This window comes from Pseudofrankia coriaricola, from assembly GCF_001854805.1.
Lineage (GTDB): Bacteria > Actinomycetota > Actinomycetes > Frankiales > Frankiaceae > Pseudofrankia.
This window is the reverse complement of the sequence record NZ_MBLO01000077.1, coordinates 1-26,577: the sequence shown is the minus strand read 5'-3', so window position 1 is coordinate 26,577 and position 26,577 is coordinate 1. Positions and strand designations below refer to the sequence as shown.

Sequence of the window (26,577 nt, the reverse complement as noted above, 5' to 3'; positions counted from 1 at the left end):
ACCACGATCACCGCGGTGTTCGACGGAGACGCCGCGCTGCGCCCCTCGACGGCGGAGGCCGCCACCGTCGTCGTCCGCAGCCCCACGGCAGGTCCGGGCTCCGGGCCGGGAGGCATCGCGACGGCGATCCCCCGCAGCACCATCGGCGAAAAGGCCGTCTACCTCGCGTCCCTGCAGGCCGGCAAGCCCTACGTGTGGGGCGCGACCGGCCCCAACGCCTTCGACTGCTCCGGCTTCGCGCAGTACATCTACAAGCAGCTGGGCCGCTACCTGCCACGCACCGCCCAGCAGCAGTACAACGCGACGATCCACGTCCCGCAGTCCGCCAAACAACCCGGCGACCTGATCTTCTTCGGCACCCCCGACAACATCACCCACATGGGCATCTACGCCGGAAACGGCTACATGTGGGCCGCTCCCCAGAGCGGCGACGTCGTCAAGTACGAACCGATCTACACCAGCAACTACTACGTCGGCCGCGTCCTGTAAGCCGAGGTGATCGGGGCGGCGCTGGTCGCGAAGGCCCGGGGGCTGGGGTTGCGGCGGATCGCCGCGGGGTTGGGCCGGCCGGTGGGGACGGTGCCTGGCTGGCTGCGCCGGCCCGCGGGCCGGGGGCGGGCGCGTGGCGGGCCCGGGGGCCGGGGCTCGGCGCGGTGTTGCCAGCACGTATGTGGTTTTCAGTATGCCGACGATATGCGCCGGTCGTAGCATCCAGAACGTGCGTGTGTTGGTCGTCGAGGACGAGCCCTACATGGCGGAAGCCATCCGCGACGGGCTTCGCCTGGAGGCGATCGCGGCCGACATCGCCGGTGACGGTGACACCGCTCTGGAGCTGCTGAGCGTCAACGCCTACGACATCGCCGTCCTCGATCGCGACATTCCCGGGCCCTCCGGTGACGAGATCGCCGAAAGCATCGTCGCGTCCGGCAGCGGCATGCCGATCCTGATGCTCACCGCGGCCGACCGGCTTGACGACAAGGTCTCCGGGTTCGAGCTTGGCGCCGACGACTACCTCACCAAACCGTTCGAACTCCAAGAACTCGTCCTCAGGCTCAGAGCACTCGACCGCAGGCGCGCCCACCGCAGGCCGCCCGTGCGGGAGATCGCGGGCCTGCGTCTCGATCCGTTCCGCCGCGAGGTCTACCGGGACGGCCGATATGTCGCGCTGACCAGGAAGCAGTTCGCGGTGCTCGAAGTTCTCGTCGCCGCCGAAGGTGGTGTCGTCAGCGCCGAAGAGCTACTGGAACGGGCGTGGGACGAGAACGCGGACCCGTTCACCAACGCCGTGCGCATCACGGTCTCAGCCCTACGCAAACGCCTGGGTGAACCCTGGGTCATCGCCACCGTGGCCGGCGTCGGCTATCGCATCGACACAGCACCCGGCATCGGACGTGAGGGAGGAGACCGTGGATAGGGCACCTGGTTTGAGCATTCGCCTCAAACTCACCCTCAGCTACGCCGGGTTCCTCATGCTTGCGGGTGCCTTGCTGCTCGCGGCCGTGTGGCTGTTCCTTCTGCGCTACGTCCCCAACCGTGCGCTCCTCACAGACCCCACCACCGACCTTCATGGTGTTTTTCCCATCCGGTCCAGCCTCCTGCACGTTTTCGCTCCGAGGGCGGCCGCAGTGATGGCGTTCCTGCTGGTGTTCGGTCTGCTGGGAGGGTGGCTTCTCGCTGGCCGGATGCTCGCCCCCCTGACTCGCATCACAGACGCCACGCGCATGGCCGCGAACGGATCGCTCTCCCACCGAATCCGGCTACCAGGCCACAGAGATGAGTTCCGCGAGCTCGCTGACGCATTCGACATGATGCTCGCGCGGCTCGAAGCACACGTCGCCGAACAGCAGAGATTCGCAGCCAACGCCTCCCACGAACTGCGCACCCCCCTGGCGATCATGCAGACACTGCTCGACGTGGCCCGCAACGATCTGAGCCGCGACAACGGCGAACTCGTCGACCGCCTCCACGTCGTCAACACCCGAGCGATCGATCTCACTGAGGCATTGCTCCTGCTCAGCCGCGCCAACCAGCGATCCTTCGCCCGAGAACACGTCGACCTGTCTCTCGTAGCGGAAGAAGCCACCGAAACACTCGTCCCCTTCGCGGAAAAGCACGGCGTCACCATCGAGACGTCCGGGGACATCACCCCCACCAGCGGCTCACACGCGTTACTGCTGCAGATGACGACGAACCTCGTGCACAACGCGATCGTCCACAATCTCCCTGAACATGGCACCGTGTGCGTCACAACCAGCGTTCACACCAAGAGTGTGGTGCTGACTGTCGAGAACACCGGCGAGAAGCTCACCCCACAGGTAGTTGCCACGCTGGTCGAGCCGTTTCGTCGCGGCACCGAACGCATACGTAGTGACCATGCAGGTGTCGGCCTCGGCCTGGCAATCGTCAAAAGCATCACCCAGGCACACGACGGAACTCTCACCCTCACCCCCCGGGCCGCTGGGGGGCTCCGCGTCACGGTGCGACTACCCGTCGCGCCATCGCACACTGGCAGATGACGATCAGCGGAATTGCCGCACGGCCCCGAGGGAGGGAATAGTCAAGGCCTTTGGATCAGCGTGTCATGCGGCGTGAGTGTCACCGCCCGCTGGTTGGTCGGGTCGGGAACCTCCCAGTCCTCCGGGCGGTTGCCGGCGCGGTCGGCCGTGGCCCTCATGAGGCGAACCTACGTCGCTCGGCGACCGCGGTGAGCACGTGCCGGGCCAGGACGACGTCCGCGTCGGGCGCGCCGGCCGCCGACGCGTGGGCCGACATCGCCGCGATCCGCTCGGGATCGGTGAGCAGCGGGATCAGGGTGGTCTCGATCCAGGCCGGGTCGAGGTCGGCGTTGTCGACGAGCAGTGCCCCGCCGGCCGCGACGACCGGTTCGGCGTTCAGCCGCTGCTCACCGCCGCGCAGCGGCAGCGGGACGTACGCGGCCGGCAGGCCGACAGCGGCCAGTTCGGCGCACGTCATCGCCCCCGAGCGGCAGATCGCGAAGTCGGCCGCGGCGTAGGCGTACTGCATCTCGTCGACGTAGGGGATGACGACGTAGGGCGGGTCGGCGGGGTCGCCGTCCGGCACCTCGACCACGTACTGCGGCCCGGTGATGTGCAGCACCTGCACGCCGGCCGCCCGTAGCGCCTCGACCGCGCCGGACACCGCGGCGTTGATCGCCCGGGCGCCCTGCGAACCGCCGGTGACCATCAGCACCGGCCCGTCGGGTCGCAGGCCGAACCGCTGCCGGGCCGCGTCGCGCAGCGCGGGTCGGTCGAGCCCGGTGATCGCCGGCCGCAGCGGGATCCCGATGGCGGTGGCGTGAGCCAGCCGGACACTCGGCGCGGCGGTGAACACGTGCGTCGTCATCCGGACCGCCAGTCGATTGGCCACTCCGGGCCGGGCGTTCGCCTCATGGACGACGATCGGCAGGCCCTGCCTGCGGGCGGCAAGGTAGGCCGGCACGGCCACGTAACCGCCGAAGCCCACCACGACCTCGGCCCGCACGCGGTCGAGCACCGCCTCGGCCGCCAGCACCGAGTCGCGCAGCCTGCCCGGCGTCTGCAGCAGGGCCCGGTTCAGTGTGCGCGGCAGCGGCACCGGCGGGATGAGTTCGAGCGGGTAGCCGCGGGCCGGGATGAGCGTGGTGTCCAGGCCGCGGACGGTGCCGAGGGCCGTGATCTCGGCCGTGGGCTCCAGCCGGCGCAGCGCGTCGGCGAAGTTCATCGTGGGCTCGATGTGCCCGGCCGAATGGCCGCCGGCGACAACGACGCGCGGTGCCGTCACGCCTGTCCCCGCCGTGGAGCACCCTGCCACGGGCCACCGCCGGCCCGCTGCGTCGACGCGGCCCCCGACGCCGGCCGGGCCCGCCGGTACGCCCGGCGGGCCGCCCCCACCGCGGCTGGCTCGTGCCGGGGGAAGGAGGTCAGCATGCCCCCGACGATGACTGTGTCCACTATCAATGCGTTCAACGCCTTGGCAATCTCTCTGGCCGGCTCGACTATGTGATGGGAAAATCAAAATAAGTGTTTGGATAAGGTTCGTGTTTCAGTGTGTAGTGCCACCATTCGTGATCGTATGAATCAAATCCGCAGGCTTCCATGATGGAATGGAGGTGCTGACGATTTCTGGCTTCGACTGGCGTGATTCCTCTTGCGCCGTGATGTGAGATCGGATCCATCAGATCATGGTCACCGCCCATTTGAGCAAGTTCACCGGTAGCCAGATGATAAAGCGTCAGGTCAACTGTGCCGCCCCGGCTGTGGCCCGACCTGGCGGCCACATATCCCTTTTCGAACATCTCGGGCCTGTCAATATTCGGATAGTGTCTTGGTTTAGTCCGGCCATCCTCCGGCTGTTCTGACCAGCGCAGGAAACAATCTACAGCGCGTTGCGGGCGATAACCATCCCAAAGAAGCAGGCCGAAGTCGGAGGATGCGGCCTTTTCTCGCGCTCTTTCCAGGGCCGCGCACAGGGCCCTCGTACCGACGATTCGATTTGCCTGATATCCGTCCACCGGTTTGCCGGTGAAGTTGTCCCAGGTGGCGTACTTGGCATCCCAGCGTATTCCGGGCACAAACTCGTCCACAAAGACGAAGTCGTTTTTCATCGTCTTTTCCCGTGCAATGTCAGCCACACAATCCGGTCGATCACTTCGGCAAGTGGCAACCCCGCGGCCGCCATCATCCTCGGGTAACGGCTGTATGAGGTCATACCGGGCAGAGTGTTGACCTCGTTAAGTACTACTGTTCCGTCTTCCTTCAGGAACATATCCACCCGCGCAAGCCCCCTGCATCCCAGGGCGCGATATACGGCCTTCGCTGTCTCCTGAACGAGCGAGCGCGACTCTGCCGAAATGTCGGCGGGAACGATGGCCGTTGAGTTTTCGGAACCGCTTTCAGGCGCACTCTCCTGATGGATTCTGAAGAAGCCATGGGACAGAGAAATTCTGTCCACCTCGCCCGCGACCAATCCAAATCGTTCCCCTAGTATCGCACATCCCACCTCGCTGCCGACGACGGCCTCTTCGATCAACACCTTCGAGTCGTACTGTCTCGCGGTTTCCACCGCACTCAACAGTTCTTCTTTTCGGGCTACCCTACTGACGCCGAAAGAAGACCCCGAACGGGCCGGCTTCACAAAGACGGGATAGGCAGGCCGATCGGGATCGATCTTTTCGTTCGCCGTGACAGCCCAGTACTTCGGCGTGGCAATTCCCGCGCTTCCGGCGACGATGTAGGCAAGGGATTTGTCCATACACAGCGCCGAACTTTGGACATCGCAGCCTGCGTAGGGAATGCCGGAGAGCTCCAACAAACCCTGCATCGCACCGTCCTCGCCAAATTTGCCATGCAGAACGGGAAACACCACATCCAGACGGATCATCTTGTATCGGTCCTGCTCCAGGACAAGCAAGCCGTGTACGCTTCTGTCCGGCGACAGCACAACCGGACGGCAACTGCCGTTTTCCCAGGCCGCGTCAGGGCCGTCACACAGCTTCCAGGCACCGCTCTTCGTAATCCCGATATAGAACGGCTCATACTTTTCGACATCGAGGTTCTTTGCGACTTCTTGTGCGGATTTGACGGAGATGGGATGTTCTTCAGAACAGCCGCCAAATATGATCCCGACCCTCAGCCTATCCATGCCGATTTCCCCTTCTCAAACTCGAGGCAATTGATGAGGCTGTTTTCGACGGTGTCACTCAGGGCATGGTCTGTGTAATAGGCGGTGTGGGGACTGATGAGCACGTTTGGCAGTTGTTGTAGCCGCAACAGCGACTTGCCTTCAATGGGTTTGTCTCGGCAGTCGGCGTAGAATATTCCTTCTTCTCCTTCGAGGACGTCCAACGCCGCGCCGCCCAATCTGCCGCTTTCCAACGCTGCGATAAGAGCCTCGGTATCGAGAAGTGAACCGCGTCCAGTATTGATGATGAACGCGCCGCGCTTCATCTGCTCGATACGTCGACGGTTTAGGAGATGGTGTGTGTCCACGTTGAGTGGGGTATGGAGCGTGACGATGTCGCTCTGCTGCAGCAATTCAGCGAGAGGAACGTGGTGGCCAGAGGCTTTCGGATGACTGTCATAGGTAAGTATTCGGCAGGCAAAGCCCCGCAGCCTGTCGATGACCGCCGTGCCAATGCGTCCCGTTCCGATCACCCCGATCGTCAGATCGCGCAGTTCTTTCCCGCGCACATCATTCAGCCTGTAGTCGCGGGTATCCGCGCGGCGGATGATGGATTTCGCATTTCGAACCGCCATCAGCATCAGCATCAGTGTGTAGTCAGCGACGCTGTCCGGCGAATAAGCGACATTTCCGACAGCGACGCCGACGCTCTCCGCGTATTTCATATCGATATGGTCGCATCCGACGCTTCGTGTAGAGATATACATTACACCGGCCCGACTCAGCGCACGAAGAATTGACTTCGCGATCGGAGTCTTATGACCAACGCTGATGCATCGGTTTCCGAACGCCAGGTCAATGTTTGCTTCGGATACCGCCGCCTCCGTGAGGGTCGGCATAACACCGAAGCGAGGCGCCAGCTCCCGGAACAAAACGGCCTCGTCCTGCCCGCACCCATAGATTGTGATTCCCATTTCTGGCGCGGCCGCGCAGGACGGGGACGCCGGCGATCGGGTGCGGCGGGCCGCTGTTCGTGCTGGCTCGCTGTGGGTCATGCCTCCAGTCAAGGCAGCGTGGTGTTGCCAGCACGTATGTGGTTTTTGATATGCCGACGATATGCTACCGGCCGGTAACATGCGGGAGCATGCGTGTGTTGATCGTCGAGGACGAACCCTCGGGCTCGTAGAGCCGCATCGCCCTCACCCACCTGGGCCGCGGTCAGCGCGGCCAGCGACATCGATCTTGTAATCATCGCGCCGAACAGCTGGGACCACTGTCAAGGTCGCTCCGTCGACCGTTTGGGAGATCCTGCGCGCCGCAGGCATCGACCCCGCGCCCGACCGGAGCGACCACCTGGGCTGACTTCCTGCGCTCTCAGGCCGACGCGATCCTTCGCGTACAAACTCGTTCGCCCACAACCGCTCATGCCGATGAGCGGACGTTCATGTAGTGGGGTCGAGCATCCGCTACTGGTCGGGTGACGCAATCCAGGCGGCGATCTGGGCGCGCGAGTTGAATCCAAGTTTGTTCAGGATGTTGCGGATGTGGCTGTCGACGGTGTGTTCGGAGATGAGCAGGCGCGCTCCGATCTGTTTGTTACTCAGTCCGTCGACGACCAGGTGTGCGACCTCGGCTTCCCGTTTCCCGAGCGGCGGCGTCCGGGTATCACCTGATGCCGCGGCGGTAACGTGAGTGGGTTCGCCGAGCGCTAGGCGGATCGGGTCTTCTCGGCTCAGGCGTTGTCCGGCCTCGAACTCTGTCTGGAACGTGTGTATTCCGAGTGCGGCTCTGGCCGATTCTTTGGCATGGGCCAACAATGGAGCTAGGTATGGCAAGACGGTTGCGCCGACGCCCGTTTGCACGGTTTCGGCGGCCCCGAGCAGCCGGGCTGCGAGCCGTGGTTGGCCGGAACCCGCAGCGTGGCAGCCCAATGCGTCGAGTAGGCAGTACTGCGCCACGCGGTCATCGATCTGGCTGGCGATCCGTAGCGCTTCTGTGAACAGCGGCTTTGACTCGTCGAGATCTCCGCCGATCAGAGCGGCGAGGCCGAGGTTCAGAAGCATCATCTCGTGACTGTAGAGGTCGCCCGCTCGGCGGCTGCTATGCGCGCCTTCTGAGGACGCCGATCTGACCGTGTCGAGATTGCCCGCAATGAGACCGTCGAGCGCTCGAGCCTGCAGCAACGCGATCGTCGCGGGATAATCGCCAAGGGTCGTCGTGATGGCTTGAGCCGCGTCGAGCAAGCGGCTAGCCGATGCATGATTACCGGCCATATGGTGGGCGATGGATGCCAAGGACAGTGATTGTGACTGCAGGCTGACCTGCCCTGCGTCCTGAGCCGCTGTCGCCGCTCGTTCCAGCGCCGGCGTGGCGGCCGTCGGATCGGACTGCAGTACGGCGAGGAATCCGCGGAGGAAGTGGGCCAGGGCGGGGGCCTGCGGGCTGCCACTTCCCGCCTCGAGCAGCTCATCGAGCCACCAGACGCCTTCGCTGGTCGCACGGGTAATCCAGTACCACCCTATCAAGCTGGCTAGATCCAGTCCGCGTTCGCTGTCTTGGTGGGCCACGCATCGCTGAAGGACAGAGCGGATGTTGTCGATCTCCAGGTCCATCCAGTCGAGCCATTCGACGAGCCGGTACCGGGCTTCCGCCCGCGAGCGCAGGCACCTCGACCGGTAGTAGTCGGCGCAGCGTAGTTCGACGGCCGCCACCTCACCCGCTTCTCCTGCCTTGAGGTCGGCATATTCGCGCATCGTCTCGTGTAGCCGGTAGCACGCGATGTCCTTGACGTCCTCCTTCAGCACCAGGGATTTGTCGACAAGCGACGACAGCAAATCAAGTACCTGTGCGGCCGGCACGTCGTCGGACGTGCAAACCGACTCGACGTCGTCGAGGGTGAACCTTCCCGCGAACACCCATAGCCGCCTCAGCAGGATCTGCTCGCCGGCCGTCAACAGGTCGTGGCTCCAGTCGATGGTGGTCCGCAGCGTCTGGTGACGCGGCAAGGCGGCCCGGCCGCCGCCGGTGAGCAGGCCGAACCGGTCGGTCAAGCGATCGAGGATCTGCTGCGCGGTGAGGACCCGGGTCCGGACCGCCGCCAGCTCGATCGCCAACGGCAGCCCGTCAAGCCGGCGGCACAGATCGACTACGGCCGTTTGGTTCGCGGCGGTCAACTCGAAACTGCCCGATCCAGCCGCCGCCCGTTCGGCGAACAGCATGACCGCCTCGTTCTGTCGCAGTTGCGGGAGAGACACCCGCGGGTGAGCCGACGGCAGGTCCAGCGGCGGCACGGGGACCACGTGCTCACCCGGTATCGATACCGGCTCCCGGCTGGTGGCGATCACCCGCACGCCTGGTGCGGCTCTCATGACCTCGGTCACGAGCCGAGCGGCCGCTTCAATTAGGTGCTCGCAGTTGTCCACGACCAGCAACAGCTGCTTGTCCCGCAGGTATGACAGCAGCAGGGCCACCGGCTCGGACGCGGCCTGGTCCCGCAGGTCCAGCGCCGCCATGACGGCGTTGCCGACGAGTGCGGGGTCCCGGACTTCAGCGAGCTCGACCAACCAGGCGCCGCCGGGGAACCCCCGTCCGAGGTCGGTCGCCGCCCGGATCGCCAGGCGGGTCTTGCCGACCCCGCCCGGCCCGATGAGGCTGACCAGCCGGGCCTCGGTGAGTTTCTTCCTGAGTTCGGCGAGCTCCCGGCGGCGGCCGATGAAGCTGGTCGCTTCGGCCGGCAGGTTACCTGGACGGCGCGAGGGTCTGGCCATGGTGGAAAGGATTTTACCGCTGGAACACGGTCGCGGGTGTCCATTCAGAGGTGGGGCGGTAGCCCGCTGGCCTTGGGGTTTGCGTTGCGGGGACACGTCGCGTTCGTTGCTTGATCCCGGTGGCTGGCCGTGGAGGGTCAAGGGTCGCGGCTGACCCGTCCGCGTCATGGGAGCCGCGTCTCGCGGCGGCCGAGGCGCGGATCGAGGAGCTTGCGGCCGAGCAGGCCGAGACCCGGGTGGTGAACGAGCGGCTGGCTGCCACGAATGAGCGGCTGCGGCGAGTCGTGGAGGACACGGCCGTACATCACGAGGCGGAGCGGGGCGCGGTGCGGTGCGGGCCGAGCGGGACCGGGCGCACCAGCGGGTCGCGGACCTCGAGCACGAGGTCGCCAGCGTCGAACCCGTCGCCATCACCGCCTAAACCAACATCATTCAGGAGTGCACCCCTGAATGGACACCGTCGCGGGCCGGCCACAGTAGCTACCTCATCACGAATTCCACTGATGTCGGCGGCCCCGGTGTGCCACCTAGGCTGACGAGTGTGACCGCGGAGCCACCGATACAACGAGTCGAGGTCAGTTTCGTCTGCGCCCGTGCCCCCGCTGGCCAAGCGTGCGTAGGGTTCAGCGAGGTGGATATCGACGGTCCGGTCCTGCGCTGTTTGGTCAGCAACAGCTTTCAGTCGTCTCTCGAGGCGTTGCGCGGTTGCGACGTAGACAGCCTTCAGTCAGTGACCCGATCAAAATTGCAGGTTTGCCGGCAGGTAGCCGACACGACGATCGAAAAGGTGTGATTGAACGGATGTCAGGACGGAGCCTGGAAGAGCAAGCTCGCGCGCTTTTTGCACCGCTCGGGCCGACGTACGACCGCGTCGGCGCCACGCTCTCGCTGGGACAGGACCCGCGCTGGCGCCGCTACCTCGTTTCGTGCCTTCCGCGCGGCGGTCACGTTCTCGACGTAGCGACAGGGACGGGGCTGGTCGCGGCGGAACTCCTGCGGCAGGGATTCGGAGTGACCGGAGTCGATCAGAGTCCCGAGATGCTCGCGGTCGCGCGCCGTCGCTTCGACGACGAGGTCGAGCTGATCCATGCCTCGGCGGATGCGCTCCCGCTCGGTTCCGAGTGCTTCGACCACGTCACGGTTACGTACCTCCTTCGCTACGTCGCCGATCCCGCGGCGACGCTGGCCGAGCTCGCGCGCGTGGTGCGTCCGGGTGGCTTCGTCGCCTCGCTCGACTTCGGCGTCCCGAGTGGTGCCGCCCGCCCGCTGTGGGATCTGTACGTCCGTGCGGTGCTACCGCTCGCCGGCCGCCTTCTCCGGAACGGCTGGCGGGAGGTCGGCGACTTCCTCGGTGGCTCGATCCGCGACTTCTGGGAGCGCCACCCGCTCGAGCACCAGCTCGAGTGGTGGCACGCGGCGGGCCTCCACGGGGTCGAGGTGAAACGGCTGAGCCTCGGCGGCGCCGCCGTCATCTGGGGACGGAAGACGTGAGCCCTCCCGATCGTGCGGCCGAAGGCGTCATGACGCGGGAGGTTCAGCCGGTCTCCCGTCCCGCCTGGTACGCGCTCGAGCACGGCGGCTGGCGGGACTACGTGACGCTGCTCCATCCCCCTTACACGGCGTGGCACCTGTCGTACGTCGTCATCGGCGGCTGTCTCGCGCCCGTCGTTGCCTGGGACAGACTCGGTGCCGTCGTCGCCGCGTTCGCGCTCGCCGTCGGTGTCGGCGCGCACGCCCTCGACGAGCTGAACGGGCGACCGCTACGGACCAACATCCCTGATCGGGTTCTCGTCGCGCTCGCCGGCGTCTCGACCGTGGGCGCCTGCACGATCGGCCTCTTGGGCGCGTATACCTTCGAGGCCTGGCTCGCGCTCCTCATCCCCCTCGGGATCTTCCTGGTGCTGGCGTACAACCTCGAGCTCGCCGGCGGGCGCTTCCATTCCGACCTCTGGTTCGGGCTCGCGTGGGGAGGCTTCCCCGTGCTCTGCGGCTACGCGGCCGTCGCGGGCGACATCCGAGCCGTGACTGTGCTCGCCGCGGTCTTTGCGGTGCTGCTCTCGCTCGCCCAGCGCGTGCTCTCGCACCACGTGCGGTACGTGCGACGCCGGGTGATCGCCGTCCGCGGCGAGCTCGAGCTCGCCGACGGGAGCAAGGAGCCGCTCGACGCCAGGCGGCTCACCGCTCCTGCCGAGACCGGACTGCGGCTCCTCTCGCTCGCGACCGCCGTGCTGGCCGCGACCCTTGTCGCCGTCCGCATCTGATCGGCCACCACCATGGCCGCGTGCCGCTCCTCGCGCACATTCTCCTGGCCGCGCGCTACGTTGGGCTCCCCCGGTCGCGCGCGGTCCGCGCGGGTTGAACGAGATCGTCGCCTCGGCCCGTCGCGCGATCCGCGGCGCCGCGGAGCAGGCTGCGGACCAAGAAGGACGGCCGCGTATCTCGCAATGTTCCCCGAATGCCCGCGGGTCTCTGTCAGCGTGCACGGCGGAGGAGCGGCGGTTCTCGGGCGAGTGCCGCGGCGCCTCGCCTTGCGAGCTGCCGTTCGACCTACGGTTTTGGCCGTTGCCGCCGTTGTCGCCGTTGCCGCCGTTGCCGCCACTGGTGTCCGCTGGAGACGTCGAGTGGAATGGTGACGGCGAGCGCGATCCCGGCGGCACGCGAGCGGAACCTGATTGAGGACGGCACCCCGCACGAGGCCGTGAATTCATCTGGCGAAACGCGGATCTGTGTGATCGGCGCAGGCCCCTGCGGTCTGACCGCGCTGAAGAACCTACTTCAGGTCGGCTGCCGCAACGTCGTCTGCTACGACGAGAGCAGCGGCATAGGGGGCAACTGGGCGTACACCGACGATCCCCATCGGGCCAGCGTCTACGAGTGCTCGCACATCATCTCGTCCCGGCGCATGTCATCGTTCGCCGATTTTCCGATGCCGGAAGAATACCCGGACTTTCCTTCGCACCGGCAGCTGCTTGCCTACTTCACCGAATATGCAAGAGCGTTTCAGCTCGAGCCGCACATCCGCCTCGGTTCGTATGTCGAGCAATGCACGCTCGGCGCCGACGGCCGATGGGCGGTGCGTGTCATCACGAACGGCGAAACAAGGGTTGAACTTTTCGACAGCTTGCTGGTCTGCTCCGGCCACCACCGCGAAGCGCTCGTGCCTGAATACCCGGGCACGTTCACAGGCAAGATCGTTCACTCCTCGGCCTACAAGCGCCCCGAGCCGTTCCGCGGCCAGCGCGTGCTCGTGGTCGGCGCAGGAAACTCGGCCGCTGATATTGCCGTCGACGTCGCCCACCTCGCCTCGCGGGCCGCGCTCAGCATGCGCGAGGGGACCTACTTCATTCCGAAACTCATGTCCGGGAAGCCGATGGACGTCCTCTATGAGTTCTGGCACGGCAAGATTCCAAAACCGCTACTCCAGTCGGCACTGAAGCTTTGGCTGCGGCTCGTGATCGGCAGATGGGAAGAATACGGTCTACAGACCCCGACCAAAGCGCCGCTCGCGAAACACCCGACCTTGAATTCCAGCGTACTCGACGCGCTACGCGATGGCCGGCTCGTCGCGCGCCGCGGCATCGAGCGCTATGACGGAAACATTGTCCACTTCACCGACGGCACACAGGAAGAATTCGACGCCATCATCATGGGAACCGGCTTTCGCACGAGCTTCCCGTTCCTGTCCGAGCGGATCGCCGGCTGGGACAGGGCCAAGACGCCGCCACTCTATCTGAAGATGATGCATCCGACGATACCCAGCCTTTTCTTCATCGGCCTGTTCCAGCCGATCGGCTGCATCTGGCAGCTCGCCGACTACCAGGCACGCCTCGCGGCGCTGCAGATCAGCGGGCGGGTGAGACGCCCGTCCGACATCGATACGCGCATCCGCCGCGAAGTCGCGCACGCGCATTCTCGGCCCGATCCGTCGCCCCGGCACGCGATCGAAGTCGACTATCACGCATTCCGGCGAGAAATTATGGGCGAGCTCGCCCAGGCTAAGCCCGGATGCACCGAAATGCCGCCAACGCGATCCGGGCCGTCATGTCACGCAGAGTGACTTCGATGTGAGCTGGAAGATCAAGCGGAAGAAAGCTGCCCGTGATTGATCGTGTGCATGTCGACCCGCTCGAAAAGGTGATCAACACCGTTGGGGATGACGAGGCGGCCCGACGGGAGACTCGGCAGGACACGGCAGCCGGTTGCCGTCACGCGCCACGGCCGGCGGATCTACTGCGGGATTCAGCGCTGCTGGCAACGGAGATCCTGGCGCAATGGTATGGACGGGAGATCACCGTTGAGATCATGGATCGCGCGGTTCGATTGATACAGGAGGACTCGTCGTACCCGGTAAGGGCACTCGGTCGAGAACACCATTCGCCTGGACTCGCGGTACTACTTCGTTGCGTCGACAACGCATGTGTCCAGCACCGCAGGATCCGGATGCATGTCGAGGGTGAGAGCGTAGGCTTCGCATTCTCGACCGTGCTGCTCGACCGGGTGACCACGCGGGAGCGCGCCACGCTCACCGCCACGGACGTGTCTCTTGGTCGGGCTCTACAGGCGGAGGGAATCCAGCGTCGGATGCTCGCAATGACGATTTCGAACGACGGCGGGTATGGCCACACTTCCCATGGCCACGCGATCGCCACGCAGGCGTTGTTGTGCCGAAATGACACGCCCGTAGCCTATGTCCAGGAGAAATTCTTCTTTGGTTCACTTCCGCCAGACGGCGCGCGGCGGGCCCAAAATACAGACCTATAACGTCGACCGCCCTGAAGGGATGCAGAAGATGCGCGACGATCATGTACCCTGGCGGTGAACTTGGCTGGGGTGTGTCGCGGGCAGGTCCGGTCCACGTCATAGACGACGAGTCCTGCGCGTGAGGGATGCAGCCGTCGCGTTCCTGGCCGCTCCATGCGTCAGTATCCCCGCCAGCGATGTCACCGAATGTGGTGAAGCCGTCGCATCCGCGTGGATCTTGAGCTACTATGTGGCCACCGTGAAGATCACGTGACGGCTTATCAGGGGCTCGGTATGCGTGGTTGTCCTGTCCTCAGTTTCTCCAGATTGGCGGGACCGGGTCGGAGCGCCGGCCATGGTTTCGCACCGCGGGCGCTCGCCGAGGCGCCGGTAACGATCGTTCGGGCCAATCGCCATCCGCTTCGGATTCGGTGAACGCTCGGATTCCCGCGAGTCTAAATGCTGGTGCGCTTCCTTTGGTTTGACTGCAGCCGCTTGGCGGTCCTGGATTATCTCGGCAGCGTGAAGCCGCCATCCGGATACCAGAGGGCATCGCAGTCGCGGCCTGACCGTCGAACTGGCTGATCATGTCGCGGGTTCGAGGCGCGTGAAATTGTGGTATCCCAAGAATATCTCGATCTTCTCCAACGAAGGCTGGCCAAGCTGACTCGCGGTGGGAGGATCATCGTATGGCCGACGGGGGTGGGCCGCGCGCACGGGTCGAGCCGGGCTGGGACGTGTTCGTGTCGTACGCGCCCGAGGACGAGGCGTGGGCGCAGTGGATCGTCTGGCAGCTCCGGTGTGGTGGTCGGCGACACTGGTTTCCATGCTCGCCGGCGCCCTGATCTCTGGCGAGTACCACCTCCCCTTCCCGCCGGGAGGCTTCGCCGCATGGGCGGCCGAGGCCGGTTTGCTGACCTGAGACGCGTTGTCGGATGATGAGACCAGACGGAGGCATCCGGCTGCGGGCGGCGAGGCCGGGCGAGGCCGGCGTTCTGAGCGACCTGGTAATGCGGTCCAAGGCGTCGTGGGGATACGACGAGGCGTTCCTGGCTGCCTGCCGGAACGAGTTACGGATCGCGCCCGAGGATGTGATAGCCCGGCGGACGGTCGTCGCGGAACGAGATGGCTCGCTGCTGGGCGTGGCAACGCTGGAAGGCGAGCCGCCACACGGCGAGCTGGGCCTGCTCTTCGTCGAACCCCGGGTGATCGGCACCGGGGTGGGACGCCTGCTGTGGCAGGAGGTTCTGGCGCAGGCCGGCCAGGTGGGATTCGCCCAGGTGACGATCAGGTCCGATCCGCACGCCGGTGGCTTCTACCTAGCCATGGGAGCGGAGCCCACGCAACCAGGGCGCTCATGGGGCACCGATGGCGAGCCGGGGGATGCTCTGCCTGTGTTCCTCGCCTGGCCGATCCGGCCGGAGCCGTCGTGGTCGGTGGCCTGGAGCGGCGGTAGGCGCACCGTCCAGGTCGGCAACGTCGCCGAGTTCAACAGCCAGTTCACCGGGACACGCGGCAGTGTCGAGCCCGACCACTATTCGTGCCTGGCCACATTCTGCGGTTCAAGTCCCGCGATGGTTCTGCTGCCCCACGCAGTCGGGGACTGGTGGTTGCGCGAGGTCGCCGCCGTGCTCGGCTGGGACGACCAGGTCGAGTGCCTCACCGGGCTCGCGCCGGGCGGCCGAATGTCGACGGCGATCCAGAACCGTCCGGAGCTGCTTGCCCGCATCGTCGCCGGGGAGGAGCTCGTCCTGCCGTGGGGCCGCACGCCGGCGTTCGAGGCGATCGTCCCGGCCCCGCCCGGAGTGCTGGCGGCCGTCGGCCGGTACGAGTCCAAGGCGCGGGCGAACGCGCTGTTCCGCGCGCTCGCTCCCGACCACCCGGTCCACACCAGGTGCTGCACCCCACCCTCGGGCTCATCGACCTGCAATGCACCGGAATGCTCAGCGAAGACGGTCGCCACCGCCTCGTCTGGTACACCCCGCGTCGGCGGCCAGGCGGCACAACAGCTGGAACTACTCACCGTCCTCGGAACGACGCAGTTCACCGCGGCTGACCGGCAACGATAACCGGCCCCGACGACCGACACCGAGACGAGGCTGCCCTCGGCGGTGCCGGCCGACGAGGCGGGTCCGTCGCATTAACGCACTCGGCCAGCCGTGGCACTGTTGCAGGCCGCGCTGATCCGTTTGTACTGCGCGGACAGGCTGCAAGAAAGTCTACGATCAAGATCACCTGGCTTGGCTCGATGCATTAGTGCCCTAGAACGCCATCCCGCGCACAGGCCCACCGGTCGTCCCGGCCATCTGGCAACACAGGGGCGTCAGAGCCATTCGGGGATCCAGCGGGCTGCCTATGGGGCGCATGCTGGCTGGTGGCCGTGGTCGGCGACGAGTTGCTCGAACGAGGCACCGGCGACGCGCTTGTCAAGCAGGCCGAGCATCGTCGCGCACTCGCGGGTGGGGCGCTCGGTGGGGCAGGCGAGCGCGTGGGCAAGCAGCTCCTTGGCCAGCGTCGCCCGCTCGATGAGCCGGTCCAGCTCGGCGATCTGGTCCCGGACCACCTGGCGCCACTCCCCGCCGGGCTCGTCCAACACGGCCGCGGCGGTGGTGAGCCCGACGCCCACCTGCTGCAGGATCTGGATCAGCGCGATCCGGCGCAGCTCCGCCGGCCCATACATCCGGCGGCCGTCTCGCCTGGCGGCTGGCCGGACCAGCCCGCGCTCGTCCCAGTAGCGCAGCGCCGAGGCGTTTAGCCCGAACCGGGCCGCGGTCTCGCCGATGGACATCATCTCCATGACGGTATTTGACTTCAACCCAGCTTGAACCGCCAGCCTCGATCTCATGCGGAACACCAACACCACCGCCCCCACGACCACCACCACAGGTATTAGCCCCTCGGCCGGGCCGCCGCCGGACGACTACTCCTGGGTGCTCGGTGGCCCGTCCGAGTCGGTCTTCGCCCGTCCCGCCGGATGGCGCGGTCGGCTCGCGGGCCGGTTGATGATCTGGATGAATCGGCAGGACGAGGTGGCGGATCACATCGACGTCAGGTCCGGCCAGACCGTACTCGAGGTCGGATACGGTCCCGGTGGCCTCATCCGGCTCCTCGCCGAGCGCACGGAGGCAGCGAAGATCATCGGTGTCGACCCGAGCGCCGGCATGCGCGCCGCCGCGACCCGCCGCAACCGTGTCGCCGTCCGCGCCGGCCGGGTCGACCTACGGCTCGGCCGGGCGGACCGGACCGGTCTGCCCGACCGCGCCGTCGACCGGGTCGTCACGGTCAACAACGTCGCGATCTGGCCCGACCTCGACGCCGGCGTGACCGAGCTGCACCGCGTCGTGCGGCCCGGCGGCACCGTGACCATCGCCTGGCACGGCGGCACCACCCCACCCCGGCACGCACGCCCACTCATCCTTCCGTCCAGCGTCCTGGCGCGCGTCGAGAGGGCCCTGCGCGCACGGTTCACCGACGTCCGCCGCGCCCAGCTGCCCACGCTGGACGTCTTCACCGCGACGAGCTGAACGCTGATCGTCGCCGGTGTCCGTCATTCGGCTGAGCCACGTTCACGGAGCTCGCCGCCGCCGTCTAACCGCGGCTCCTCGAGGCGACCGGCATGCACCGTCTCCGCAGACGTAACTGTGAGTATGGGGGCGTTCCTCGGGTGGTGGTCTGACGACGATCACACCACCGCAAAACACCAGATCAGTGATCATGCCGGCTTGCGCCGGCACCCTGTCCTGCCGCGGGGCGTGGCTCGCTGCCGCGGGTTGGGCGGCGGCCCGGCGGGGGACGACGAGGACGTGGCCCGCCTGGAGGTGGCGAGCGATGCGGTCTCGGCGGGGCGACCGCGGCCGTGGGTGGGTGGTGATCGTGTGGCCGGAACCGAGGTGCTGGAGCGGTCCCTGCCGGGTCTGGTGGCCTGGCTGGAACGGTCGCGGCAGCAGGGGCAGGTGCATCACGACGACCGGCAGCGGTGCTGGCAGGTGCTCGGGCACCCGGAGGTCAGCGCGGTCCTGGCCGATCACCTGACGTTCTCCTCCGACCTCGGTGACCTCATGCCCCGGCAGCAGGACCTGGACCTGTTCGCGCGCGGGAACTTCGTCCGGATGGACCCGCCCCGGCACGACCGGCTGCGCGGCCTGGTGAGCCGGGTGTTCACCTCCCGGACGGTCGCCGGGCTGGCGCCGCGGATCGCCGCGGTGACGGCCGAGCTGCTCGACGCGGCCGATGAGCGCGACGGCGACCGGCTCGACCTGATCGACGAGCTTGCGTACCCGCTGCCGGTGATCGTGATCGCGGAGCTGCTCGGCCTCCCGGCCGCCGACCGGCCGATGTTCCGCCGCTGGGTCGACGATCTGTTCGACCGGGTGGACACCGGGCCGGACAAGTCCCTGCCCCGGCTCGCCGAACAGACGGTGCGCGAGGCCGCGCCGACGGTCCGGGAGATGAACACCTACCTGCTCGACCGCATCCGAGCGGCCCGGTCCCGCCCGGCCGACGACCTCACCAGCCGGCTGGTGGCGGCGGAGGTGGACGGCGAGCGGCTGGCGGACGAGGAGATCGTCGGCTTCGTCGGGCTGCTGCTGATCGCCGGGCACATCACCACCACCGCGACGCTCGGTAACACCGTCCTGTGCCTCGACGAGCATCCCGACGCCGCGGCCCAGGTACGCGCCGACCGCACGCTGCTGCCCGCGGCGGTCGAGGAGACGCTGCGGCTGCGCACGCCGTTCCCCCGGCTGGCCCGGCGGGCTGCCATCGACGCGGCCGTCGGTGGGACCGTCATCCCGGCGGGAGAGCTGGTTGTCGCCTGGCTCACGGCGGCGAACCGGGACGAGCGGGTGTTCGCCGACCCGGAGCGGTTCGACCTTCACCGCCGGCCGAACCCGCACCTCACCTTTGGACACGGCATTCACTTCTGCCTGGGCGCCCCGCTGGCCCGGCTCGAGGCGAACATCGCCCTCGGCATCCTGCTGGACCGCTATCGCGACATCGCCGTCGCCACGGACCCGCCGGTCCGCCACCGCGACCCCTGGACGATGGTCGGCGTCGCCAGACTGCCGCTGGAGGTACGCCCCCGCTGACAGCACCCTCAGGCTGGTGGCACGGACCCGGGTCCGGGCCAAGGTCGGCGTATCCGCCCAGGTTCGTGGTCGGACATCCGGGTCGGTCGGGGTAGGCGGGGAACACTAGACGCGAGCGGGGTGCGGAGGGATCTGCTGTGGCCGAGGCTGATGCTCGTGTGAACGGGGAGCGCAGTGGCCGCAGGGCTGTCCTCGATCCGGACGAGGCGGTGTCCTGGCTGCTGTCGCTGGCGCGGCGCCATCTGCAGATGGATCTGTCCTGGCTGTCCCGGTTCACCCCCGACCTCCAGATCATCGAAGCTCTGCACGGCGACGCGGAGTCCTTCGGACTCGGCCCCGGTTCCACCACTTGCTACGCCGACTCGTACTGTTCGCGGGTTCTGGACGGACGCCTCCCACCGGTCATCCCCAACGCGCGGGCGGACGAGCGCACCGCTGCTCTTTTGCTGACCCACGAGTTCGACATCGGGGCCTATGTCGGCGCTCCGGTCGTGCTCGAGGACGGGCGCGTCTACGGCATGCTGTGCTGCCTGAGCCACCACGCCGAACCGGGCCTGTCCAACCGCGACGGGCGTTTCCTGACGCTGCTGGCCGAGGTGCTCGCCCGGTTCGTCTCCTACCTCACCCGCGAGCGCGAGGACCGTGACCTGCTGGTCCAGCGGATCAGCAGGGCGATCCACGACCGCCCAACCATGCTCTTCCAGCCGATTGTCGCCGTCCCCACCCGGGAGGTCACCGGGGCGGAGGCGCTGGCGCGGTTCCCGCCCGGGTCCGGCGGCCCGGAGGCGTGGTTCACCGCCGCCGCCTCCGTCGGCCTGCGCACCGACCTCGAACTCGCCGCGATCGCAAAGGCGTTCGCCGCGTTGCCTCTCCTACCGGACCACCTGTGGCTGGCCGTGAACGCCTCCCCGACGGTGGTTGCCTCCGGCCGGGTCCGCGACGCCGTGGCCGACGTGCCGGCCCACCGGGTCGTCATCGAGGTCACCGAACACGAGCGCATCCAGGACTACCCGGCGATGCGCGCCGCGCTCGACGATCTGCGACGGCTGGGAGCGCGGATCGCGGTCGACGACGTCGGTGTCGCCAACGCCGAGCTGAACCGGCTGCTGCAGTTGGCTCCCGACATCCTCAAGATGGACCGGGAACTGACCTGGAAGATCGACACGGATCCCACCCGCCGCGCCCTCGCCAGCGCCCTGGTCCAGTTCGCGCGCGAGATCGACGCGCAGGTCCTAGCCGAGGGGGTGGAAACCGCCGCCGAACTCGCCGTTCTCGCCGACCTCGGCGTCGACCAGGTCCAGGGCTTCTACCTCGGCCACCCCGGGCAGCTCCCACTACCGAGGCGCTGCGATGTCGGCATGCAGTCCTGACGACGGCGCAGCTCACGGCCCGCGACGTGCGTAGCGGAGGACCAGGAACCCGCGGCCACGGATGCGGCTGCATCGACATCGGCCGACTCCTCCTGCGGCCAGGGTCAGGGACAGCCGCACCGCGCCATCCTCCACGATCACCACGCGGGAGACGCGACCTCAGCGCCCAGCAATAAGACAACAGAGTCCTACAGGCGTTGCAGTTCGATGGGGCGGAACTGGTAGACCGTCCGGCCCGTCATGCCCGTCGACCCACGCGACGATGAGCTGCTCGCGCAGCGCGTCGTCCACCTGGAGGTTTCGCGCGCCGGCGGTGGCACCGGACGGCGAGCCGTCGGCAGAGCCGGCAGGCCGCCGGAAAGCCACCAGGTCAGGCGCCGTGGCGACGGCCACGGGCGGCGTAGCTGCGCAGCGCCCGCAGGAAGTCGATCTCGCGGAACGCGGGCCAGTACGCCTCGCAGAAGTACAGCTCGGAGTACGCGCTCTGCCAGAGCAGGAAGTTCGACATGCGCTGCTCGCCGCTGGTGCGGATGACCAGGTCGGGGTCGGGCTGGCCGGCCGTGTAGAGGTGGCGGGCGACGTCCTCGGCGGTGACGGTCTCGGCCAGGTCGGCCAGCGAGCCGCCCGTCTCGGCCTGCTCGTGCAGGAGGGCCCGGAACGCGTCGACGACCTCCTGCCGGCCGCCGTACCCCACGGCGAGGGTGACGTGCGCCCCCGTCGAGCAGGATCGGGTGACCTCCTCGGCGTTCTTGAGCGCGCGGGCCGTGCTGTCCGGCAGCGCGTCGAGCAGCCCCGCGATGTGCATCTGCCACGCCGGATCGGGAGTCGCGATCTTGTCGGAGACAACCTGCTCGATGACCCGCATGAGGAACGCGATCTCGGCATCCTCGCGGTGGGCCAGGTTCTCGGTGGAGCAGACGAAGACGGTCACGTGCTTGATCCCGGCCGCCTCGCACCACGACAGCACGTCCTCGACATGGTCGGCGCCGAACTTGTGGCCGAGACTGGGATTGGCCATCCCCATCTGGCGGGCCCAGCGGCGGTTGCCGTCCATGATCAGGCCGACGTGCCTCGGTAGCTCGGCTCCCTTGAGCGACGCGCGGAGCCGACGGGCGTACACGGTGTAGGCAAGATCGCGTATTGGCACAGCCTGAATCTATGCCCTGTACCGTGCCAGAACTCGATTTCGGTCGTTGACCTGCAACTTCGCTGCCGCGGAGCTCGATACAGGATCGTGGCTCATGGTGGTGCGGCTGATGTACCTGTTCATGGTCCGAGTGTTCGGCTGGCTCATCCTGCTGACGCGCAGCGATGCGGCGCGGACGGCGGAGCTGCTGGTGCTGCGCCAGGAGTTGGCGGTGCTGCGCCGCCAGGTCGGTCGGCCTCGGTTCACCTGGTCCGACCGCGCCCTCCTGGCCGCGCTGGCCCGGTTGTTGCCCCGCGAGGTCCGGTCACACCGGCTGGTGACCCCGGCGACGCTGCTGGCCTGGCATCGCCGCCTGGTCCGTCGACGCTGGACCTACCACCGTCACGCCACCCGACGGGCCGATCCGCCGCCACAAGGTCCTCGGAGGCGTGATCAACAATACCACCGCGCCGCCTGACCGACCAGCGAAACCGCAGGTCACGGCCCTTGATCGAGTTCTGGCACGCTACACGTGTCCGGTGGATCGATCCGACGGAGGGGTGGACTGGACGTCGCTTTGGGTGTTTTATACGATTGGTAACAATTTTGTCCGGCCTAGCGACCGGCTCTGTGGGACTCGTGGCTGGGGGGCCCGTATCCGTCGAAACTGACAGGACTCCCAGGAGCGACAGATGAGACGAACGTCGGCCGCACGCACCCAAGATCACCGGGCGGTGCGCCGCCGCCCGTCGGTCCGGCCAGCCTGGGTGCTCGGAATCGCGTGCGCCGCCGTGGTGGCGGTCGCCGGCTGCGAGCCGGTCGCACCTGGCTCATCCGGGCCCGTCATCACGCCGAACCCGACCGTCACCTCCGCGGTGCCGACGACACCGGGCGTCCCTACCTCGACGACCTTCTCCAGCAGTCCGTCACCTACCGCGCCCCCGTCCACCTCGACCGCCACGCCCTCGGCTTCCGCCGCGGACACCGGGACCGTAAGCGGGTTGCGGGTCTCCGGCACTTCCATCGTCGACACCTCAGGGTCGCCGGTTCGGCTGCTCGGGGTGGACCGGTCCGGTACCGAGTACGCCTGCATCCAGGGTTGGGGGCTGTTCGACGGGCCTAGCGACGACGCCTCGGTGGCGGCCATCGCCTCCTGGAAGGCCGACGTCGTGCGGGTCCCGCTGAACGAGACGTGCTGGCTTGGGATCAACGGCGCGCCCGCGCAGTACTCCGGCCAGGTGTACCGGCAGGCGATCGTCGACTATGTCGGCCGGCTGAACGCGCACGGCATGGCCGCGGTCCTCGACCTGCACTGGTCCGCTCCGGGAACGGCGAAGGCCACCGGCCAGCAGCAGATGGCCGACGCCGACCACGCACCCGACTTCTGGCGGTCGGTCGCCACCACGTTCAAGGGCAACTCGTCCGTCCTGTTCGACCTTTACAACGAGCCGCACGACATTTCGTGGGCCTGTTGGCGCGACGGCGGCGACTGCGGCACCGGTTACCAGGTGGCCGGGATGCAGGACCTGATCGATGCGGTGCGTGGCACGGGAGCGACGAACATCGTCCTCGCGACCGGCAACGGATGGGGTGGCGACCTCACCGGCTGGTTGGCGAACAAGCCCGCGGACCCGACCGGCAACCTGGCCGCCGGCTGGCACATGTACGACTTCGGCGGGTGCGCGACGCTGTCCTGTTTCGACACCCAGATCGCGCCAGTGTCGGCGACCGTCCCGCTAGTCGCTGGTGAGTTCGGGGATACCGACTGCAACCACGATTTCAGCGACCAGACGATGAACTGGCTCGACAGCCACGGCGACAGCTACCTGGGGTGGGCCTGGAACACCTTCGACTGCGGACGTTTCCCAGCGTTGATCAAGGACTACTCGGGCACGCCGACCGCCTACGGCGAAGGCTTGCGCGCTCACCTAGCCTCCGTCCGGTGATGAGCCACTGGACGGCGTCGTCGGCCGCGTCGCCCGCGGCCTGACGCAGCGGAGGCCCGGCGCGGCGGGTTCAGCCGGCCGTTCCGGCGATGTAGCGGCGGGCGGTGGCGAGCGCGGCGTGCAGGGTGGCGGCATCGACGGGTACTCCCGCGTCGCCGCCGCTGCCGCCAGGTCCGAAGTAGAGCCCGGCGTAGGCGGCGGTGTCGCGCTGGAACCGCCAGCCCTCGGCAAGCGGGCCGGCGTCCACCGTGTCGTAGCCGAGGTCGTCGAGGAACGCGGTGATCGTGGCCTTCGCGGCAGCCCGGCCAACGTCTCGGGACCGTGGGAGTTGCTCACCACCACGTCGTAGCCCGCCGCCACCGCCAGCCGGGCCACCGTCAAGCCGATGTTCCCGCTTCCGATCAGTCCGATCGTTGTCATGCCCACGCCAATGACCCCTCCGCCGCGCGACATTCCCCGACCCGCCAGCTCCGGTTCATGGTGTCGGGTGAACAACACCGCCACGGCCCAGCCTGCGATCGGGACCAATCAGAGGGAGTGCTCAGCCCAAGGTCTCCGACTCAGGAAGCCTGGCCACGCCCGTGACCTGCAGCGACCGGAGCTCAGAGTGGTTGGGGGTGTCAGGTGGCGCGGACGGTGTCGTACGTGGCGCGGGCGCGCTTGATCTCGTCCAGGGAGCCCTCGAAGAGGTCGGCGAGAGCGCGCAGCCGCTCGGCGACCTGGGTGCCGAGGGGGGTCAGCGTGTACTCGACCCGCGGCGGGATCGTCGTCACCACCGACCGCACGACCATGCCATTACGTTCCAGCACCTGCAGCGTCTGGGAGAGCATCTTCTCGCTGACGCCGTCAACCCGCCGACGCAGCGCGTTGAAGCGGTAGGAGCCCTCGCCGAGCGCGAGCATCGCGAGGATCCCCCACTTGCCGGCCACGTCCTCCATGGCCCGCCGGGATGGGCACGCGCGGTTGAACACGTCGCTGACGAGCTCGTCGCTGATCGCGGGCTCACCAACGTGGACGCTTGATCGGGCCACCTGATCGACGGCGTCCCGCGTCGCGTCGTCAGCCGAGGTCCCCACGGTTGCCATGGTTTCCAGGATACGACCCCGCTCCTTTAGGATCGATAGCACTATGAAATAGTTAGCGCTGTGGCGTTGCAAGCACTAACCCTAGGTCGCCCCGACGGCAGACGCCGGACCGTGGCCTGGGAGAACGAGCGCCACCGCCAAGCCCCAACCACAGACGCTGGAGTCACCATGGGATCGATCGCAGTCACCGGGATCACCGGCCACCTCGGCCTGCAGGTCATCGACGGGCTGCTAGCCGCTGGCGTCAAGCCGTCCGACGTCGTCGGTCTCGCTCGCTCCCCCGAGCGCGCCGCCGGGATCGCCGCGCGCGAGGTAGAGATCCGGCTTGGCGACTACGACCGGCCGGAGACGCTGGTAGCCGCCCTCACCGGCGTCGATGCGCTGCTCCTCGTCTCGGGCAGCGAAGTCGGCAAGCGGACCGCCCAGCACACGAACGTCGTCGAAGCCGCCAAAGCCGCCGGGGTCTCCCGGATCGCCTACACCAGCATCGCCCGGGCCGACACGAGCACGATCAGCCTCGCGGTCGAGCACAAGGCCACCGAGGCCGTGATCAAGGAGTCCGGCCTGCCGTACACCTTCCTGCGCAACAGCTGGTACACCGAGAACTACACGCGCGACCTGGCCCGCTACCTGGCGACGGGAGTGATCGTCGGTGCCGCTGCCGGCGGGAAGATCGCCGCCGCGACGATCGCTGACTACGCCGCGGCCGCGGTGGCCGTCCTCACCGCGGACGGCCACGTTGGCAACGTCTACGAGCTCGGCGGCACCGCGTTCACGATGGCCGAGCTCGCTGCGACGATCACCGATGTGACTAGCACGACCGTCCTCTACCAGGACATGTCCGAGGTAGATTTCGCCGCGACGCTCCACGAGCACGCAGACCTCGACGAGGGTCTCGCCGCGTTCGTCGCCGGCTTGGACGCGGCCATCGCCCGCGGCGAGCTGGACCTCCCTTCCACGGACCTCGAAACCCTCCTCGGCCGCCCGAGCACCCCGTTGGCCGAAGCCATCCGCACCGCGCAGGCGTAATCGAGCCGCCTGACGTCCGTCCGCCAGGCAGCCAGCAAGCCGCCTCCGGGCCGTGCTCCAGACCCGCGCGGACCACCGGATCGCTGGCGTGGTCCGCCAGACACCGGCCATGCAGCCGCGGCTGTCTCCAGTGCGCAGACCAGACCTCGTTCTGGTAGCCGGTGAAGGCGACGTGTGAGCGACTCCTTTCCACCGGGCCGGCCTTCCGTATGCCCCAGAGGGCGCTCTGGCTGTGCCGCTAACGGAGCAGGGCCTCGAGCGCTCAGCCCGCCGAGCAGCGAGGTGAGATTGTCGGCTCCCCGGTTGCCACTCGCACCACTCGCACCCGCCGGAGGGGGAGGAACGGCCAACCACGTTCGACGTGCGAGTCTGGTCCGTCCGCGAGATGCGCCTGAAGAACGGTTCCAGCTGGCAGGCCCGCTGGCAGGTCGCGGGCCGGCCCAGCTCCAACACCCGCAGCTTCCCGTCGAAGGCGGCCGCCGAGTCACGTCGCGCCGAGATTCTCACAGCCGTGCGCAAGGGCGAGGCGTTCGACATCGAAACCGGACTGCCGGTCTCCGAGCGGCGTGCCCTGCCCCAGCCGGAGCCGGTGCCCGAACGGACCTGGCTCGCGGTCGCCAGGGACTTCGTCGATAGGAACTCAGTGTCAGGTGCGCCACTTGCGGCACAAAGCATGTGGCACGCCGACATTGCGGCACATACTGGACTCGTCTGTCGATCGTCTTCAGGAGCATGCGGACTGTCTTTTCGGAGGGCGTCCGGTAGATCCCGCGGAAATGGTCGTGTGGTGCGCCGAGGCGGGCGAGCA

The 26,577-nt window shown here is 67.4% G+C and carries 24 protein-coding genes and 3 pseudogenes; 16 read left to right on the top strand and 11 right to left on the bottom strand.

Annotated features, from left to right (window positions below; genetic code table 11):
- The 3 genes from BCD48_RS13565 to BCD48_RS13555 form a co-directional block, all read left to right on the top strand.
- Nucleotides 1-489: C40 family peptidase (locus BCD48_RS13565; protein ID WP_131803974.1), on the top strand; the 489-nt coding region annotated here is incomplete at its 5' end.
- A 229-nt stretch (nucleotides 490-718) separates the two neighbouring features.
- On the top strand, nucleotides 719-1,414 hold the full coding sequence (locus tag BCD48_RS13560) for a response regulator transcription factor (RefSeq protein ID WP_083418582.1): 696 nt from the start codon (nucleotides 719-721) through the stop codon (nucleotides 1,412-1,414).
- A gap of 10 nt (nucleotides 1,415-1,424) precedes the next feature.
- Nucleotides 1,425-2,516: a sensor histidine kinase gene (locus BCD48_RS13555; RefSeq protein ID WP_274536523.1), complete on the top strand. Its 1,092-nt coding sequence runs from the start codon at nucleotides 1,425-1,427 to the stop codon at nucleotides 2,514-2,516.
- 154 nt (nucleotides 2,517-2,670) lie between these two features.
- Here the strand turns inward: BCD48_RS13555 and BCD48_RS13550 are convergent, their stop codons facing one another.
- The 5 genes from BCD48_RS13550 to BCD48_RS13530 form a co-directional block, all read right to left on the bottom strand.
- On the bottom strand, nucleotides 2,671-3,780 hold the full coding sequence (locus BCD48_RS13550; RefSeq protein WP_071048721.1) for a UDP-N-acetylglucosamine--N-acetylmuramyl-(pentapeptide) pyrophosphoryl-undecaprenol N-acetylglucosamine transferase: 1,110 nt from the start codon (nucleotides 3,778-3,780) through the stop codon (nucleotides 2,671-2,673).
- 214 nt (nucleotides 3,781-3,994) lie between these two features.
- Complete coding sequence (gene vanX, locus BCD48_RS13545; RefSeq protein WP_071048720.1) at nucleotides 3,995-4,603, bottom strand: D-Ala-D-Ala dipeptidase VanX; 609 nt, start codon at nucleotides 4,601-4,603, stop codon at nucleotides 3,995-3,997.
- Nucleotides 4,600-5,640 carry a D-alanine--(R)-lactate ligase gene (vanA, locus tag BCD48_RS13540; protein ID WP_071048719.1) on the bottom strand — a complete coding sequence of 347 codons (1,041 nt, stop codon included), beginning with the start codon at nucleotides 5,638-5,640 and terminating at the stop codon, nucleotides 4,600-4,602. Before vanA ends, vanX begins: the two co-directional genes overlap by 4 nt.
- Nucleotides 5,628-6,593: a D-lactate dehydrogenase VanH gene (vanH, locus tag BCD48_RS13535; protein ID WP_071048718.1), complete on the bottom strand. Its 966-nt coding sequence runs from the start codon at nucleotides 6,591-6,593 to the stop codon at nucleotides 5,628-5,630. Before vanH ends, vanA begins: the two co-directional genes overlap by 13 nt.
- A gap of 492 nt (nucleotides 6,594-7,085) precedes the next feature.
- The gene (locus tag BCD48_RS13530; protein WP_071048717.1) at nucleotides 7,086-9,386 is read right to left on the bottom strand and encodes a LuxR C-terminal-related transcriptional regulator; all 2,301 of its coding nucleotides are present in this window, start codon (nucleotides 9,384-9,386) and stop codon (nucleotides 7,086-7,088) included.
- Nucleotides 9,387-9,505: 119 nt separating this feature from the next.
- On the opposite strand from BCD48_RS13530, the pseudogene BCD48_RS53490 reads away from it, so the two are divergent.
- From BCD48_RS53490 to BCD48_RS52205, 7 genes and pseudogenes are all read left to right on the top strand, one after another.
- A pseudogene (locus tag BCD48_RS53490) lies at nucleotides 9,506-9,783 on the top strand (IS66-like element ISFsp11 family transposase); the annotation flags it as partial.
- A gap of 404 nt (nucleotides 9,784-10,187) precedes the next feature.
- Nucleotides 10,188-10,877 carry a class I SAM-dependent methyltransferase gene (locus tag BCD48_RS13525; RefSeq protein ID WP_071048716.1) on the top strand — a complete coding sequence of 230 codons (690 nt, stop codon included), beginning with the start codon at nucleotides 10,188-10,190 and terminating at the stop codon, nucleotides 10,875-10,877.
- A gap of 29 nt (nucleotides 10,878-10,906) precedes the next feature.
- Nucleotides 10,907-11,647 (top strand): UbiA family prenyltransferase, encoded by a 741-nt coding sequence (locus BCD48_RS13520; protein ID WP_071048715.1) that lies wholly within the window; start codon nucleotides 10,907-10,909, stop codon nucleotides 11,645-11,647.
- A gap of 365 nt (nucleotides 11,648-12,012) precedes the next feature.
- Nucleotides 12,013-13,443, top strand: a complete 1,431-nt coding sequence (locus BCD48_RS13515) for a flavin-containing monooxygenase (RefSeq protein ID WP_157910492.1) — start codon at nucleotides 12,013-12,015, stop codon at nucleotides 13,441-13,443.
- Nucleotides 13,444-13,484: 41 nt separating this feature from the next.
- Nucleotides 13,485-14,147, top strand: coding sequence for a hypothetical protein (locus BCD48_RS50630; protein WP_131803972.1), 663 nt, complete (start codon nucleotides 13,485-13,487; stop codon nucleotides 14,145-14,147).
- A gap of 748 nt (nucleotides 14,148-14,895) precedes the next feature.
- A complete protein-coding gene (locus BCD48_RS51230; RefSeq protein ID WP_157910491.1) occupies nucleotides 14,896-15,048 on the top strand; it encodes a hypothetical protein in 153 nt (50 codons plus the stop codon).
- A 13-nt stretch (nucleotides 15,049-15,061) separates the two neighbouring features.
- Nucleotides 15,062-16,195, top strand: coding sequence for a GNAT family N-acetyltransferase (locus BCD48_RS52205; protein WP_071048713.1), 1,134 nt, complete (start codon nucleotides 15,062-15,064; stop codon nucleotides 16,193-16,195).
- A 284-nt stretch (nucleotides 16,196-16,479) separates the two neighbouring features.
- Here BCD48_RS52205 and BCD48_RS13500 read toward each other — a convergent pair whose 3' ends face one another.
- Entirely contained in the window at nucleotides 16,480-16,923 is a 444-nt protein-coding gene (locus tag BCD48_RS13500; protein WP_071048712.1) for a MerR family transcriptional regulator, read from the bottom strand.
- A gap of 46 nt (nucleotides 16,924-16,969) precedes the next feature.
- Here BCD48_RS13500 and BCD48_RS13495 point away from each other — a divergent pair, with 46 nt between their 5' ends.
- The 3 genes from BCD48_RS13495 (at nucleotide 16,970) to BCD48_RS13485 (ending at nucleotide 20,583) form a co-directional block, all read left to right on the top strand.
- Nucleotides 16,970-17,650: a class I SAM-dependent methyltransferase gene (locus tag BCD48_RS13495; protein WP_083418579.1), complete on the top strand. Its 681-nt coding sequence runs from the start codon at nucleotides 16,970-16,972 to the stop codon at nucleotides 17,648-17,650.
- A gap of 351 nt (nucleotides 17,651-18,001) precedes the next feature.
- Nucleotides 18,002-19,213, top strand: a complete 1,212-nt coding sequence (locus BCD48_RS13490; protein ID WP_071048711.1) for a cytochrome P450 — start codon at nucleotides 18,002-18,004, stop codon at nucleotides 19,211-19,213.
- A 137-nt stretch (nucleotides 19,214-19,350) separates the two neighbouring features.
- Nucleotides 19,351-20,583 carry a sensor domain-containing phosphodiesterase gene (locus BCD48_RS13485; RefSeq protein ID WP_071048710.1) on the top strand — a complete coding sequence of 411 codons (1,233 nt, stop codon included), beginning with the start codon at nucleotides 19,351-19,353 and terminating at the stop codon, nucleotides 20,581-20,583.
- Between the two features lie 370 nt (nucleotides 20,584-20,953).
- Here the strand turns inward: BCD48_RS13485 and uppS are convergent, their stop codons facing one another.
- A complete protein-coding gene (gene uppS / locus BCD48_RS13480) occupies nucleotides 20,954-21,730 on the bottom strand; it encodes a polyprenyl diphosphate synthase (RefSeq protein ID WP_071048709.1) in 777 nt (258 codons plus the stop codon).
- Between the two features lie 94 nt (nucleotides 21,731-21,824).
- Between uppS and BCD48_RS13475 the strand changes: the two are divergent.
- Nucleotides 21,825-22,139 (top strand): annotated as a pseudogene (locus BCD48_RS13475) (integrase); the annotation flags it as partial.
- A 294-nt stretch (nucleotides 22,140-22,433) separates the two neighbouring features.
- Here BCD48_RS13475 and BCD48_RS13470 read toward each other — a convergent pair.
- Nucleotides 22,434-22,733, bottom strand: coding sequence for a hypothetical protein (locus BCD48_RS13470; protein WP_131803970.1), 300 nt, complete (start codon nucleotides 22,731-22,733; stop codon nucleotides 22,434-22,436).
- On the opposite strand from BCD48_RS13470, the gene BCD48_RS13465 reads away from it, so the two are divergent.
- Nucleotides 22,711-23,655: a glycoside hydrolase family 5 protein gene (locus BCD48_RS13465; RefSeq protein ID WP_274536522.1), complete on the top strand. Its 945-nt coding sequence runs from the start codon at nucleotides 22,711-22,713 to the stop codon at nucleotides 23,653-23,655. The two genes, BCD48_RS13470 and BCD48_RS13465, sit on opposite strands and share 23 nt — an antisense overlap.
- A 70-nt stretch (nucleotides 23,656-23,725) precedes the next feature.
- Here the strand turns inward: BCD48_RS13465 and BCD48_RS56545 are convergent, their stop codons facing one another.
- The 3 genes and pseudogenes from BCD48_RS56545 to BCD48_RS13460 form a co-directional block, all read right to left on the bottom strand.
- Nucleotides 23,726-23,902 (bottom strand): hypothetical protein, encoded by a 177-nt coding sequence (locus BCD48_RS56545; RefSeq protein ID WP_241841701.1) that lies wholly within the window; start codon nucleotides 23,900-23,902, stop codon nucleotides 23,726-23,728.
- Nucleotides 23,903-24,006: 104 nt separating this feature from the next.
- Nucleotides 24,007-24,075, bottom strand: a pseudogene (locus tag BCD48_RS56540) (NADP oxidoreductase); the annotation flags it as partial.
- Between the two features lie 200 nt (nucleotides 24,076-24,275).
- Complete coding sequence (locus BCD48_RS13460) at nucleotides 24,276-24,740, bottom strand: winged helix-turn-helix transcriptional regulator (protein WP_083418577.1); 465 nt, start codon at nucleotides 24,738-24,740, stop codon at nucleotides 24,276-24,278.
- Nucleotides 24,741-24,908: 168 nt separating this feature from the next.
- Here BCD48_RS13460 and BCD48_RS13455 point away from each other — a divergent pair, with 168 nt between their 5' ends.
- Nucleotides 24,909-25,769, top strand: coding sequence for an NAD(P)H-binding protein (locus BCD48_RS13455; RefSeq protein WP_071048706.1), 861 nt, complete (start codon nucleotides 24,909-24,911; stop codon nucleotides 25,767-25,769).
- The last annotated feature ends 808 nt before the right edge of the window (nucleotides 25,770-26,577 follow it).

Coding starts and splice junctions, on each gene's coding strand:
- BCD48_RS52205 (WP_071048713.1), top strand. CDS start 15,062: ATGATGAGACCAGACGGAGGCATCCGGCTGCGGGCGGCGAGGCCGGGC.
- vanA (WP_071048719.1), bottom strand. CDS start 5,640: ATGGATAGGCTGAGGGTCGGGATCATATTTGGCGGCTGTTCTGAAGAA.
- BCD48_RS13470 (WP_131803970.1), bottom strand. CDS start 22,733: ATGGAAGTGCCGGAGACCCGCAACCCGCTTACGGTCCCGGTGTCCGCG.
- BCD48_RS13495 (WP_083418579.1), top strand. CDS start 16,970: ATGCGGAACACCAACACCACCGCCCCCACGACCACCACCACAGGTATT.
- BCD48_RS13525 (WP_071048716.1), top strand. CDS start 10,188: ATGTCAGGACGGAGCCTGGAAGAGCAAGCTCGCGCGCTTTTTGCACCG.
- BCD48_RS13530 (WP_071048717.1), bottom strand. CDS start 9,386: ATGGCCAGACCCTCGCGCCGTCCAGGTAACCTGCCGGCCGAAGCGACC.
- BCD48_RS13515 (WP_157910492.1), top strand. CDS start 12,013: ATGGTGACGGCGAGCGCGATCCCGGCGGCACGCGAGCGGAACCTGATT.
- BCD48_RS13500 (WP_071048712.1), bottom strand. CDS start 16,923: ATGGAGATGATGTCCATCGGCGAGACCGCGGCCCGGTTCGGGCTAAAC.
- BCD48_RS13455 (WP_071048706.1), top strand. CDS start 24,909: ATGGGATCGATCGCAGTCACCGGGATCACCGGCCACCTCGGCCTGCAG.
- BCD48_RS13520 (WP_071048715.1), top strand. CDS start 10,907: ATGACGCGGGAGGTTCAGCCGGTCTCCCGTCCCGCCTGGTACGCGCTC.
- vanX (WP_071048720.1), bottom strand. CDS start 4,603: ATGAAAAACGACTTCGTCTTTGTGGACGAGTTTGTGCCCGGAATACGC.
- vanH (WP_071048718.1), bottom strand. CDS start 6,593: ATGGGAATCACAATCTATGGGTGCGGGCAGGACGAGGCCGTTTTGTTC.
- BCD48_RS13460 (WP_083418577.1), bottom strand. CDS start 24,740: ATGGCAACCGTGGGGACCTCGGCTGACGACGCGACGCGGGACGCCGTC.